The organism is Actinokineospora auranticolor, assembly GCF_041897805.1.
Lineage (GTDB): Bacteria > Actinomycetota > Actinomycetes > Mycobacteriales > Pseudonocardiaceae > Actinokineospora > Actinokineospora auranticolor.
In genome coordinates this window covers 8,253,202-8,265,594 of sequence record NZ_CP154825.1, presented here as the reverse complement: position 1 = coordinate 8,265,594, position 12,393 = coordinate 8,253,202, and the positions used below count along the sequence as shown (strand labels likewise).

The 12,393-nt window shown below is 70.6% G+C and carries 15 protein-coding genes and 1 tRNA gene; 14 read left to right on the top strand and 2 right to left on the bottom strand.

The window, feature by feature from the left end; translation table 11 throughout:
* The first annotated feature begins 13 nt into the window (after positions 1-13).
* From V5P93_RS36345 to V5P93_RS36325, 5 genes are all read left to right on the top strand, one after another.
* The gene (locus V5P93_RS36345; protein WP_104479179.1) at positions 14-313 is read left to right on the top strand and encodes a hypothetical protein; all 300 of its coding nucleotides are present in this window, start codon (positions 14-16) and stop codon (positions 311-313) included.
* An 8-nt stretch (positions 314-321) separates the two neighbouring features.
* A complete protein-coding gene (locus V5P93_RS36340; RefSeq protein ID WP_104479178.1) occupies positions 322-1,485 on the top strand; it encodes a transglycosylase SLT domain-containing protein in 1,164 nt (387 codons plus the stop codon).
* A 59-nt stretch (positions 1,486-1,544) separates the two neighbouring features.
* The gene (locus V5P93_RS36335; protein ID WP_104479177.1) at positions 1,545-2,699 is read left to right on the top strand and encodes a pyridoxal phosphate-dependent aminotransferase; all 1,155 of its coding nucleotides are present in this window, start codon (positions 1,545-1,547) and stop codon (positions 2,697-2,699) included.
* Between the two features lie 424 nt (positions 2,700-3,123).
* Positions 3,124-3,294 carry a hypothetical protein gene (locus tag V5P93_RS36330; RefSeq protein WP_181043478.1) on the top strand — a complete coding sequence of 57 codons (171 nt, stop codon included), beginning with the start codon at positions 3,124-3,126 and terminating at the stop codon, positions 3,292-3,294.
* Between the two features lie 42 nt (positions 3,295-3,336).
* Complete coding sequence (locus V5P93_RS36325; protein WP_245931263.1) at positions 3,337-4,110, top strand: potassium channel family protein; 774 nt, start codon at positions 3,337-3,339, stop codon at positions 4,108-4,110.
* On the opposite strand, the gene V5P93_RS36320 is transcribed toward V5P93_RS36325, so the two are convergent.
* Positions 4,082-5,113, bottom strand: a complete 1,032-nt coding sequence (locus V5P93_RS36320; RefSeq protein WP_104479176.1) for a low specificity L-threonine aldolase — start codon at positions 5,111-5,113, stop codon at positions 4,082-4,084. The two genes, V5P93_RS36325 and V5P93_RS36320, sit on opposite strands and share 29 nt — an antisense overlap.
* Before the next feature lie 134 nt (positions 5,114-5,247).
* On the opposite strand from V5P93_RS36320, the gene V5P93_RS36315 reads away from it, so the two are divergent.
* The 9 genes from V5P93_RS36315 to V5P93_RS36275 all read left to right on the top strand — a co-directional run bounded on the left by V5P93_RS36315 (position 5,248) and on the right by V5P93_RS36275 (position 11,966).
* Complete coding sequence (locus tag V5P93_RS36315) at positions 5,248-5,766, top strand: SigE family RNA polymerase sigma factor (RefSeq protein WP_104479175.1); 519 nt, start codon at positions 5,248-5,250, stop codon at positions 5,764-5,766.
* A gap of 17 nt (positions 5,767-5,783) precedes the next feature.
* Positions 5,784-6,539, top strand: coding sequence for a hypothetical protein (locus V5P93_RS36310; protein WP_146108021.1), 756 nt, complete (start codon positions 5,784-5,786; stop codon positions 6,537-6,539).
* Positions 6,540-6,579: 40 nt separating this feature from the next.
* Positions 6,580-7,170, top strand: coding sequence for a TetR/AcrR family transcriptional regulator (locus V5P93_RS36305; protein ID WP_104479172.1), 591 nt, complete (start codon positions 6,580-6,582; stop codon positions 7,168-7,170).
* 11 nt (positions 7,171-7,181) lie between these two features.
* Complete coding sequence (purB, locus tag V5P93_RS36300) at positions 7,182-8,621, top strand: adenylosuccinate lyase (protein ID WP_104479171.1); 1,440 nt, start codon at positions 7,182-7,184, stop codon at positions 8,619-8,621.
* 161 nt (positions 8,622-8,782) lie between these two features.
* Entirely contained in the window at positions 8,783-9,583 is an 801-nt protein-coding gene (locus tag V5P93_RS36295; RefSeq protein ID WP_104479170.1) for an ABC transporter substrate-binding protein, read from the top strand.
* Complete coding sequence (locus tag V5P93_RS36290; RefSeq protein ID WP_104479169.1) at positions 9,583-10,326, top strand: amino acid ABC transporter permease; 744 nt, start codon at positions 9,583-9,585, stop codon at positions 10,324-10,326. The genes V5P93_RS36295 and V5P93_RS36290 overlap by 1 nt, the downstream gene beginning before the upstream one ends.
* A complete protein-coding gene (locus tag V5P93_RS36285; protein ID WP_181043477.1) occupies positions 10,298-11,026 on the top strand; it encodes an amino acid ABC transporter ATP-binding protein in 729 nt (242 codons plus the stop codon). The genes V5P93_RS36290 and V5P93_RS36285 overlap by 29 nt, the downstream gene beginning before the upstream one ends.
* An 18-nt stretch (positions 11,027-11,044) precedes the next feature.
* Positions 11,045-11,863 (top strand): MOSC N-terminal beta barrel domain-containing protein, encoded by an 819-nt coding sequence (locus V5P93_RS36280; protein ID WP_245931262.1) that lies wholly within the window; start codon positions 11,045-11,047, stop codon positions 11,861-11,863.
* A gap of 19 nt (positions 11,864-11,882) precedes the next feature.
* Positions 11,883-11,966, top strand: a tRNA-Leu gene (locus tag V5P93_RS36275).
* On the opposite strand, the gene V5P93_RS36270 is transcribed toward V5P93_RS36275, so the two are convergent.
* The gene (locus V5P93_RS36270) at positions 11,931-12,224 is read right to left on the bottom strand and encodes a hypothetical protein (RefSeq protein WP_104479166.1); all 294 of its coding nucleotides are present in this window, start codon (positions 12,222-12,224) and stop codon (positions 11,931-11,933) included. The genes V5P93_RS36275 and V5P93_RS36270 overlap by 36 nt on opposite strands.
* Positions 12,225-12,393 lie beyond the last annotated feature (169 nt).

Genomic DNA, 12,393 nt, shown 5'->3' with positions numbered 1-12,393 from the left:
AGGGGGCTGATCCGTGTCCGGCGCGAATTACAACTTCCAGGCCATCGAACAGTGCCGGGCCGCGGTGTCCGGCCAGGCGGGCCCGGTGGCCGCGGCGGGCGACGACCTGCCGAAGGACGCCGACGGCGCCGTCTTCGGCGAGCTGAGCGCCTCGGCGGCGCTGGCCAACGCCGTGCGGGCGCTGGCTTCCACGGCCGGTGACGAACTCGACCGCGCCGGTGCGCTACTGGGGAACGTCGACCGCGCCTTGGACGCCATCGGGCAGACGGTCGCGAACAACGAAGAGGCGGCCAAGCAGTCGCTGACGGTGTAGGGGGATCCGTGACCGCGAAGGACGACGCCGCCGCGCTCGGCGGTACCGCGGCGCAACTGGCCGCGACAGCGAACAAGGTCTACCTGGCTCAGCCAGCCGTTATCGGCGATTTGGGCACGAAGTTCACTACGGCGGCAACTGCCAACTCCGACTCCGGTTCCAAAGTGGACAATTCAGTCAAGCAGCTCGATGATGCTTGGCAAGGCAAGTCCGCTGACGGGTTTGTCGCGTACATGGCCAATTACACCAAAGCGTCGACCGCGCTAACCGACGTTCTCAACGGCGCAGCGGGCGATTTGCGCACAGCGGCCACAGGACTGCAAAACGCCCGGGACACGTTAGAAGGCATCTTCGGCGACCTGCACTACAACGCCACCTCCTGGCTCAACGCCAACAAAGACGCCCCGGAGGAGGAGAAGCGCTCGCACGTCGACGGCATCGCCTCCGGCTACCAAGGGCGCGTCGCCGAGCAGGTGAACGCGGCGGAGCAGGTGGTGTCCACAGCGGCCTCCGCGCTGAGCGGCCGCCACGTCGACCCCAAGTTCTCCGCCATCCCCGACCCCAACACCCAGGCCTTCGCGCCTGCCCCGGGCAAGCGCATCGACTGGACCCCGACGTCCCAGCCCGACTCCACCACCCAGGCGAGCACCGCGGAGGCCCGGCAGAGCCCCCAGACCTCGGCCGCCCCGACCGGCAACGGCCACAGCGGCGGTTCCGGCGGTGGACACTCCGGCGGCGGCGGTGGGGGCGGAGGTGGTGGTGGCTTCTCCGGCGGACTCGGGTCCAGCGGCGGCCCGCCCGCCGGACCGCCGCCCGGCAACGTGCAGGAGTGGATCAAGCAGGCCATCGCGGAGCTGCGGGCCCGCGGCATCAACGTCACCGAGGCCGACGCCCAGCTGATCTGGGAGATCATCCAGCACGAGTCCGGCGGCAACCCCAACGCGATCAACAACTGGGACTCCAACGCGGCCAAGGGCACCCCGTCCAAGGGCCTGATGCAGTGCATCGACCCGACCTTCCAGTCGTACAAGATCGCAGGTCACGACAACATCTGGAACCCGGTCGACAACATCTGCGCAGGCGTGAACTACGCGATCTCCCGCTACGGCTCGCTGTCGAACGTGCCCGGCATCAAAGCCACCCACGGCGGTGGCGGGTACGTCGGCTACTGAAACCCCTCCCGTTGTGACCGTGAACGCGAGTCTTCGCGCTGCGGCCTAGCCTTGGGCCCATGCACGATCTGCTCACGGTGGCCGCCCGCGCCGCGGTCCCCCCGTTCCACGTCATGGACGTCATCTCGGCGGCCGCCGCCCGGCAGCGCACCCACGGCGACCTGGTGTCGCTGGCCGCGGGGCAGCCGTCCACCGGCGCGCCCCAGGCCGTCCGCCTCGCGGCCGCCGAGGCCCTGGGCTCCCAGCCGCTCGGCTACACCGAGCAGCTCGGCATCCCGGAGCTGCGCGAGGCCCTGGTCCGCCACTACGCGACCCGCTACTCCCTCGACGTCACACCCCAGGACGTCATCATCACCACGGGTTCCTCCGGCGGCTTCCTGCTGGCCTTCCTGTCCGCCTTCGACGCGGGCGACCGGGTGGCCCTGGCCCGCCCCGGCTACCCCGCGTACCGCAACATCCTCACGGCCCTCGGCTGCGAGGTCGTCGAACTGCCCTGCGACGAGTCGACCCGCTTCCAGCCGACGGTCGAGATGCTGGAGGAGGTCGGGCCGATCAGCGGTCTGATCGTGGCCAGCCCGGCCAACCCCACGGGCACCGTGCTCCCGGCGGCGGAGCTGGCGGCGATCGCGGGCTGGTGCGCCGAGCGCGGCGTCCAGCTCATCAGCGACGAGATCTACCACGGCATCTCCTACGGCGCCGAGACCGCGTCGGCCTGGCAGTTCTCCCGGGAAGCGCTGGTGGTGAACTCGTTCTCCAAGTACTTCGCGATGACCGGCTGGCGCCTCGGTTGGCTCCTGGTCCCCCAGCGCCTGCACCGCGCGATCGACTGCCTGACGGGCAACTTCACCATCTGCCCACCCGCGATCTCCCAGTACGCGGGCGTCGCCGCGATCGACGACGAGGTCTACGCCGAACTCGACGGCCACGTCGCCCGCTACGCGCAGAACCGCGACCTGCTCCTGACCGGCCTCAACGACCTCGGCATCACCCGCGTCGCCCCGGCCGACGGCGCCTTCTACGCCTACGCCGACGTCTCCCACCTGACCCACGACTCGCTGAGCTTCTGCCAGCGCCTCCTGGCTGAAACCGGCGTGGCCATCGTCCCCGGCATCGACTTCGACCCGGAAGAGGGCGGCAAGTTCGTCCGCTTCTCCTTCGCCGGGTCCACTGCGGACATCTCGGAAGCCCTTACCCGCCTCCGCACCTGGCTCTAGCAAACCCGGGTGACCCCCGAAAAGCCGACCCGGCTCGCCTCCGGCCCGCCCGGAACCAATTCTGGTGGCGGGGTCCGACAGTTTCGGGAGAAGACGATCAAGCCTGTGGACAACCGGCGTCGAGGCGGGCCTGACCTGGGCCTGAGGGCAGGTCGGATGAGTTATCCACAGGCTTATCAGCTTCTCCCGAAACCGTCGGACCCCGCCCGTAGAATGGATTCCGGGGCCGGAGACGCGCCCAAGGCCAAACCGCAAGGCCAAACCGCGCCGAAAGGCCGAACCGGACCGCGGTGCCGTTCGGGTGATCGCGGAAAGTGACCCCCAAACACCCCGAAGTCACTCGAAGTGGCACCCGGGTCCGGGGAACATTGCGGCATGATCCCCCGTTGACTGGACACGAGCGTTCTTCGGGGAGGCGGCGGACATGGTGCTCAAGATCATCGGTGCGATCATCGTCATCTGGGTGGCGTTCAGCCTGATCGGGTTCATCTTCAAGGCCGTGGGCACCCTGCTGATCATCGCCGCCGTGGCGACGGTCGCGGTGGGGGCCTACGGGGCGATCAAGGGCCGGGCGTCCAACCGGCAGATCAGGTAAACAGCGCTGGTCAGGTAGCACCCCAGGGGTGAGGATGTCGGCGTGTCCGACAAGTTTGCCCCCGGGGTGCGCCAAGACGACCCGCTGGAGCCGCGGCTGGCGGCCTGGGAGGCGCGCGCCGAGTGGCCGCTGACCTGGCTGGCCGTGGGGTTCCTCGCGGCCTACGCCTGGCAGGTGCTCAGCGCGGGCCGCTGGCCGACCGTGCACATCTGGCTTGAGATCTGGCTCTGGCTGGTCTGGGCCGTCTTCGCCGTGGACTACGTCGTCCGGCTGGTCCTGGCCCGGCGCAAGTGGCGGTTCGTCCGCAGGCACCTGTTCGACCTCGTCGTGGTCGCCCTGCCCATGGTCCGCCAGCTGCGCGCCCTCCGGCTGATCACCGTCTTCCGGGTCATCAACCGCCGGGTCGGCAGCAGCCTGCGGGGCCAGGTCGGCATCTACGTCGGCGGCACCACCCTCATGGTCGCCTTCGGCGCCGCCCTGGCCGTGCTGGACGCCGAGCGGTCGGACCCGAACGCGACCATCACCACCTTCGGCGACGCCCTCTGGTGGACCCTCACCACGATCTCGACCGTCGGCTACGGCGACCGCTACCCGGTCACCGTCGAAGGACGCCTGGTCGCGGGCGCACTCATGGTCGGCGGTATCGCCCTGCTCGGTGTGGTCACCGGTGTCATCGCGTCCTGGTTCGTCGAGAAGATCGCGGGCGCCGAGGCGTCCATCGAGCAGGCCACGCGCACCGAGGTGATGGCGCTGCGCGAGGAGATCGCACAGCTTCGGGCCGACCTGATCAGGCCGCCGGACTCCGCGCCACGCTGATCCGGCGCAGCACCTCGTCGATGTCGTGCGCGGGCACGTCCCGGTGCGTGACGAACCGCACGCCGCCGGGCAGCGGCCAGGCCAGCACGCCGACCCTGGTCAGCGACTCCAGCGCCGCCGCCGTGTCGGGCACGGTGGCGATGACGATGTTGGTCTCCGGCGCCGCCACCTCCCAGCCCAGCTCCACCAGCCCGGCCGCGAGCCGCGCCGCGTTGGCGTGATCGGTCGCCAGCTCGTCGATACGCGCCAAGGCCAGCAGGCCGGTCGCGGCCAGCACACCGCCCTGGCGGACGCCGCCGCCGAGCATCTTGCGCACCCGCCGGGCCTCCGCGACGAACGAGCGCGACCCCGCGACCACCGACCCGACCGGCGCGCCGAGCCCCTTGCTCAGGCACACCTGCACGCTGTCCACCCCGACCGCGAGCGCCGCGGGCGGCACCCCCAGCGCCACCGCCGCGTTCCACAGCCGGGCGCCGTCGAGGTGCACGCGCATCCCGGCCTCGCGCGCCGCGGCCACCAGCCGGGCGTGCTCGTCCGGCGGCGTCACCGTCCCGCCCGCCATGTTGTGCGTGTTCTCCAGGCACAGCAGCCGCGTCTCCAGTGCGAAGTAGAGCGACTCGGTCGTGGCCGCCGCGCGCACGTCGTCCGCCGAGACCCGCCCCGGCCCGACGCGCCACTCCAGCGGCTGCGGCATCCCGCCCGCCAGCCACGCCGCGCTGCCCAGCTCGGACTCCAACACGTGCGCGCCGCGCGGCGCCAGGAACCGGTCGCCGCGGCGCAGGTGGATCATCATCGCGATCAGGTTGCCCATGCTGCCGCTGGGCACCCACAGCGCGGCGGCGGTGCCGAGGCTGCCCGCCACCTCGTCCTCGAGTCTGCGCATCGTGGGGTCGCGGTCGAGCACGTCGTCGCCGACCTCGGCCGCGGACATGGCGATCCGCATCGCCTCGTCCGGTCGGGTAACGGTGTCGGAGCGGAGGTCGATTCGACGTGCGTGGGTCACGATCCGATCACACCACAGCTTCGACCATTCGGCCGACGGCGGGGGTGGCGTACATCTCTGTCGGGTCCCGTGCAACCGTAGTGCGGGGCACGTCCGTCCCTTACCCGAAGACAAGACGAGCGGAGAGCGTCCGCGTGGAGCAACGCGAGGAGCAGGAGTTCGCGGAGTACTTCGCTGCCCGGCTGGAAGCCGTGCGCAGAACCGCGTACATGCTCTGCGGCGACTGGCACCGGGCGGACGACCTCGCCCAAACGGCGTTCGTCGCGTTGCACCGCCGGTGGCGCAAGATCCGGGACCGCGGGGCCCTGGACGCCTACGTCCGCAGGTCGGTGGTGCGGGCGATGATCGACGAGACCCGCAGGCCGTGGCGGCGGGAGCGGCACGTGGACGCGGTGCCGGAGGTGGCGGCCTCCAACGCCGAGGTCGGTGAGGTGGTGGCGACCCGGTCGGCGCTGCTCGACGGGCTGGCCCGGGTGCCACCGCGGCAGCGGGCCGTGCTCGTCCTGCGGTTCCTCGAAGGGCTCGACGTCGCGGGGACCGCCCAGGCGCTCGGGTGTTCGGAGGGCACCGTGAAGAGTCAGACCGCGCGCGGTCTCACCGCGCTGCGGGACGTGCTGGGTGACGCGGTGGGCGACCTCAGGTCGAGTTCGTGACGGGGAGGTGGAGGTAGATGGACGAGCGCAAGATCTCGGAGCTGTTCAACAACGCGGTCCGCGACGTGCCGCCGCCCTCGTTCGACGCGGGCGACGTGTCCGACGAGTCGGCCAGGCTGACCCGCAGGCGCAACGGCGTGCTCGCCGGGTCGGCGCTGGGCTTCGCCGTGCTGGTCGCCGGTGTGACGGTCAGCATGACGCTGTTCTCCGGGTCGACGACCGGCGTATCCGATAACGATTCGGCAGCGGTCGCCCCTCAGGTGGCTCCGGACAGTAACACCCCGTTTGCGCCGAACGAGGTAACTCCCGACGGTCCGCGCATCGCGGTTCCCGAAAGTGGCTCTCCGCAGCCGACGCCCAAGCAGGGGGGCTCGGAAGGCGGAGTAGTCGGCACTACTGCCGACAGCACCCCTGGTGGGTGCGGATCGGCGGACGGTGGGCTCGCTGCTGCCCTCGCGGGCGAGCTCCCGTCCGCCGTGAACCGCGGCGCGGTGCGCGATTCCCCGGTGAAGTGCCTGGCAGGCGCCAAGTCCGCCGCCGTCGAGGTGGCGGAGGGCCCCCGCCGCGGGCTGCTGTCGATCATGGTCGTGCCGCCGGACACCAAGCTCGCGTTCCAGCCGGGCGCCGACCGCCCCGGCGACCGCTACGCCGGTCGCGCCAAGTCCGGCGCGCTGGTCGTGCTGGTCTCCGAAGGGGTATCCGGCTCGGCCGCGCCCCCGCTGGACGCGGACGGCCTGCGCGCCATCGGCGAAAAGCTGCTCCCCCGGTACTGACCCGCCCCGCGCGGATCTCGGGGACGGCACAATTCCGGGCATGACAACCGCCACGACGCCCAAGGGCGAGCGCCGCAGGCAAGCGCTCGTCGAGGCGGCGGCGCACCTGCTCGTCGAGGGCGGGTTCGAGGCCGTCCGGCACCGCGCGGTTGCCGAGCGGGCGAGCCTGCCGCTGGCGTCGACCACGTACTACTTCGAGTCCCTCGACGAGCTGATCGCCGCCGCGCTGGAGTTCCTGGGCCGCTCCGAGCTGGCCCAGGGCCGGGCGGTGCTCGACGGGTTGACCGAGCCGCCGCGCGACCTGGAGAAGCTGGTCGAGCTGGTGCTCGACCAGCTGCTCGGCCCGGCCGACACCAACGACGCCGAGGCCGTGCTGCTGCGCTACGAGCGGCTGGTCGCCACCGGCCGCCGCCCCTACCTGCGCCCGCTGATGCTGGAACTGGGCGGCGAGCTGCGCGGGCTGCTGCACGAGACGTTCACCCGGGCGGGCGCCGAGATCGACGCCGCCGAGCTCGAGGAGGTCATCGCGCTGGTCGACGGCTCGGTGGTCAACGCGCTCATCGAGGTCTACCCGGATCCCCGCGCCGCGGCTCGGCGGATGCTGCGCGAGGTGCTGGGCAGGCGCCGGTAAGCTGGTCAGACGTGACCGCAGCGCAGAAGCCCGCCATCCCCAACGTCCTCGCCGGACGCTACGCCTCGACCGAGCTGGCCGCGCTGTGGTCGCCGGAGGAGAAGGTCCGGATGGAGCGCGAGCTGTGGCTCGCCGTGCTCACCGCCCAGGCCCGGCTCGGCATCGACGTCCCGCCGGGCGTCGTCGAGGACTACCGGCGGGTGCTGCCGGAGGTCGACCTGGGCAGCATCGCCGCCCGCGAACGCGTCACCCGGCACGACGTGAAGGCGCGCATCGAGGAGTTCAACGCCCAGGCGGGCCACGAGCACGTGCACAAGGGCATGACCTCGCGCGACCTCACCGAGAACGTCGAGCAGGTGCAGGTCCGCCGGTCGCTGGAGCTGGTGCGCGGCCGGGTCGCCGCGGTGCTGGCCCGACTGGCCCGGCTCGCCGCCGAACACGCCGACCTGGTGCTCACCGGCCGCTCGCACAACGTCGCCGCGCAGGCCACCACGCTCGGCAAGCGCTTCGCCACCGCCGCGGACGAGCTGCTCGTCGCCTTCACCCGGCTCGACGAGCTGATCACCCGCTACCCGCTGCGTGGGGTCAAGGGGCCGGTCGGCACCGCCCAGGACATGCTCGACCTGCTCGGCGGCGACCAGGACAAGCTGGCCGAGCTGGAGCACGAGGTCGCCGAGCACCTGGGCTTCGACGCGCGGTTCGTCAGCGTCGGTCAGGTCTACCCGCGGTCGCTGGACTACGACGTGCTGACCGCGCTCGTGCAGCTCGCCGCCGGGCCGTCGAGCCTGGCCAAGACGATCCGGCTGATGGCCGGGCACGAGCTGGTCACCGAGGGCTTCAAGCCGGGCCAGGTCGGCTCGTCGGCCATGCCGCACAAGATGAACACGCGCTCCTGCGAGCGGGTCAACGGCCTCGCGGTGATCCTGCGCGGCTACGCGTCGATGGCGGGCGAGCTGGCCGGTGACCAGTGGAACGAGGGCGACGTGTCGTGCTCGGTCGTGCGCCGGGTCGCCCTGCCGGACGCGTTCTTCGCCCTCGACGGTCTACTTGAGACGTTCCTCACCGTGCTCGACGAGTTCGGCGCCTACCCGGCGGTGATCGGCCGCGAACTCGACCGGTACCTGCCGTTCTTGGCCACCACCAAGGTGTTGATGGCCTCGGTGCAGGCGGGCGTCGGCCGGGAGACCGCGCACCAGGCGATCAAGGAGCACGCGGTCGCGGTCGCGCTGGCCATGCGCGAGCAGGGCGCCGAGCGCAACGACCTGCTGGACCGGCTCGCCGCTGACGACCGCATCCCGCTGGACCGCGCGGGTCTGGACGCGCTGCTGGCCGACCGGCTGCCGTTCACCGGGGTGGCGGGCGCGCAGGTCGCCGAGGTCGTGCGGCGGGTCGAGGCGGTGCTGACGCGCTTTCCGGAGGCGTCCGGGTACGCGCCGGGCGCGATTCTGTAGTCCGGGTCACGGGTTCCGGGTCTCGGTATGTGAGAGATCCGGAACGTCTTGGCGTTCAAGGGCCGTGGCTGCATACCGTCGGTGACGAACGCGGGTGACCCGGACCGGGTGCGATCCGCGTGATTCGTTGTGCGACAAGCACATGAACCACGGAAAGACCGATGCGGACTTCTTTGCTGCGCGTAGTCGCGCTCGCTGTTGCCGGTATCGCCGCCACAACCGCGCTGACCGCGTGCGGCTCGTCCTCCGGGGACGCCGCCGCCGGTTCGGGTGGCCCCCAGGTGCTGCGGGTCGGCACCCTCGGTGACGCGCCGCCGAACGTCTACCAGGAGAACGGCGTCTACACCGGGTTCGACAACGAGCTGTTCAAGGTCGTCGCGGAGAAGGCCGGGTACAAGGTCGAGTTCGTCGGCACCGACTTCTCCGCGCTGCTCGGCCAGGTCGCCAACCGCACGTTCGACGCGGGCTCGTCGGCGATCGCGCAGACCGACGAGCGGCGCAAGACCGTCGACTTCAGCCACCCGTACAACTACGAGTACGTCAGCGTCCTGAGCAAGGACAAGTCCATCACCGACGCGCAGCTCCTCGACGGCAAACGGGTCGCGGTGATCCAGGCCACGGTCGGCGACAAGTACCTGGGCGCCACCGTGCCCGGCGCGCAGATCGTGCGCTTCCCCAGCTACGACGCGGCGATCGCGGGTCTGCGCAACGGCAACGTCGACGCGTGGGTGGTCGACCTGACCATCGCGGAGAAGTACGCCAAGGACGACCCGGCGCTGGCGGTCACCGCGACCATCGAGGCCAAGGACCTGCCGCACGGCTTCGCGGTGCGCAAGGGCAACGACGAGCTGCGCGCCAAGCTCAACGACGGCCTGCGCGCGGCGATCGCGGACGGCACCTGGCTGCGGCTGCACGACAAGTTCATCCCGAGCGTGCCCGCGCCGTCCCAGTTCAAGCCCTGATGTCGGACCTGCTCGACACCTTCCTCAACTGGGACTACATCGCCGAGGTCCTCCCCGACCTGCTCGGCACCGGCTTGGCCAACACGCTGATCCTGGCGGGGTGCTCGGCGGTGCTGGGCACGGCCCTGGGGCTCGGGCTGGCGCTGATGGGGCTGTCGCACCGGCGCTGGCTGCGCTGGCCCGCACGGGTGTACACCGACGTGTTCCGCGGCCTGCCCGCGATCGTGACGATCCTGCTTGTCGGGCAGGGCCTCGCGGTCGTGGCCAGGCCGCTGGTCGGCACGAACCCGTACCCGCTGGGCATCCTGGCGCTGAGCCTGATCGCGTCGGCCTATGTCGGCGAGATCTTCCGGTCGGGCATCCAGAGCGTCGACAAAGGACAGTCGGAGGCGGCGCGGGCGCTGGGCATGACGCACACCGCGACCATGGCCAAGGTCATCGTCCCCCAGGGCGTGCGGCGGGTGCTGCCCGCGCTGGTGAACCAGTTCATCGCGCTGGTCAAGGACTCCAGCCTGGTCTACTTCCTGGGGCTGCTGGCCTCGCAGCGGGAGCTGTTCCGCATCGGGCAGGACGTCGCGGCCAACACGGGCAACCTGTCGCCGCTGGTGGCGGCGGGGTTGGTGTACCTGGCGATCACCGTGCCGCTCACGCACCTGGTGAACTTCGTCGACCGGCGGCTGCGTGAGGGCCGCCCGGTGCGGGGAGGTGACACCCTTGCCGAGCTCGAGCCTGCGCGTGGCTGACCTGCACCTGTCGTTCGGCACCCTGGAGGTGCTGCGCGGGGTGGATCTCGAGGTGCCCAGAGGCAGCACGACGTGCGTCATCGGACCGTCCGGGTCGGGCAAGTCGACCCTGCTGCGCGCGATCAACCAACTGGACCGCCCGGCGAGCGGCGACGTCCTCCTCGACGGCGTCAGCGTCATCGGCACCGACCCGAACCGGCTGCGCAGGCGGATCGGGATGGTGTTCCAGCACTTCAACCTCTTCGCCCACCGCACGGTGCTGGACAACCTCGTACTCCCCCTGCGCTCCGTGCTGGGGCTGTCCAAAGAGGAGGCCCGCGAACGCGCCCTGCGCCACCTGACCGACGTCGGCCTGGCGGACAAGGCCCCGTACCGCCCCTCCGCCCTCTCCGGCGGCCAACGCCAACGCGTGGCGATCGCCCGCGCCCTGGCCATGGGCCCGGAGCTGATGCTGTTCGACGAGGCGACCAGCGCACTGGACCCGGAGCTGGTGAAGGGCGTCCTGGGCCTCATGACCGACCTGTCCGCGGGCGGGATGACCATGGTCGTCGTCACCCACGAGATGGGTTTCGCCCGTTCGGTCGCCGACCAAGTGGCCTTTATGGACCAGGGCCGGGTCGTGGCGGCGGGGCCGCCCGCCGCCGTGTTCGACTCCCCCACGAGTCCCAGACTCCGGAGCTTCCTCTCACAGGTGCTGTGAACGGGTAGCGTGGGTGTCGTGGCAACGGTCTCGGCACTCACGTATTACCCGGTCAAGGGCTTCTCGGGCGTCCCGGTAACCACCGCGGAGACCACCGAGACCGGCCTGCTGGACGACCGCCTCCTGATGGTCGTAGAGGCCTCGGACGGCAGCTTCGTCAGCCAACGCAAACTCCCCGCCATGGCCGCCGTCCAAGCAGCCCTGTCGAACAACCGCCTGACCCTGACCGCCCCCAACACCGACGAGTTCGAACTGGACCTGACCCACACCGGCCCCGAGCGCGAAGTGAGCCTTTTCAACCGCTGGTTCGGCCCCGCCGTAGACCAAGGCGACCCGGCGGCCAAGTGGTGCTCCACAACCCTCAACCGAGACGTCCGACTGGTCCGCGTCCCGCCGAACCACGACCGGGAGGGCTGGGGCACCCACCCCGGCAAGGTCGGCTTCGGCGACGCCCACGCCATCCTGATGACGTCGGACTCCTCCTTGGCCGACCTCAACACCCGCATCGAGACCGCGGGAGCCACACCGATCCCGATGGACCGCTTCCGCGCCAACATCGAGGTCACCGGCTGGCCAGACCCATACACCGAAGACCGAGTCCACACCCTGACCATCGGCACAACCACCCTAGGCTTCTCAACCCAAGCGGTTCGGTGCGCGGTGCCCACGGTCGACCAGCGAACCGGCGCCAAGACGGGCCCCGAACCCACCCGAACCCTCGCCACGTACCGCCGCCACCCCACCCGCCCAGGCGTAACCTTCGGCGCCAAGCTCGCCATCCTCACCCCAGGCACCCTGAGGGTGGGTGATGACGTACACGTGAGCGAGTGGCAGTAGTATGTCCCCAACACACCAAGTCCGGGTGGCGGAATGGCAGACGCGCTAGCTTGAGGTGCTAGTGCCCTTAGCGGGCGTGGGGGTTCAAGTCCCCCCTCGGACACACACTATTCACCCGTGGAGAGGCCGTCACGTAGACGGCCTCTTCTGCTTCCTGGTACAGGACTTCCAGCCCGATCTCGGCATACAGCGCGGCCAGCCGGTCGGTGTCCCCGCTGTTCACTATGTCCTGCACGTCACCCAGCGAATCGATCATGGCGTACAGCTCCGCGGCGGACGCCGTCCCCGGCGCCTGCTCCAACTCCGCCTGTGCGGCGGCTCGTTCGGCCTGGGCTTGGCTGGTGACCTCGACCAAGGCCATCGGGTCTGCTCGGCGTGTCGTTGGCGTCGAGGAGCAGTTGCGCGGTGGCGTTCGCGCGAGCGTGGGTGAAGTTGTCGGCTATCCACTAACCAGGGGTGTTCAGTGTGGACCTGTTGAGATCCCGGTTGGTCGGTTAGTTGTTTCGGTCGGCGACTACGTAGTGATCCTG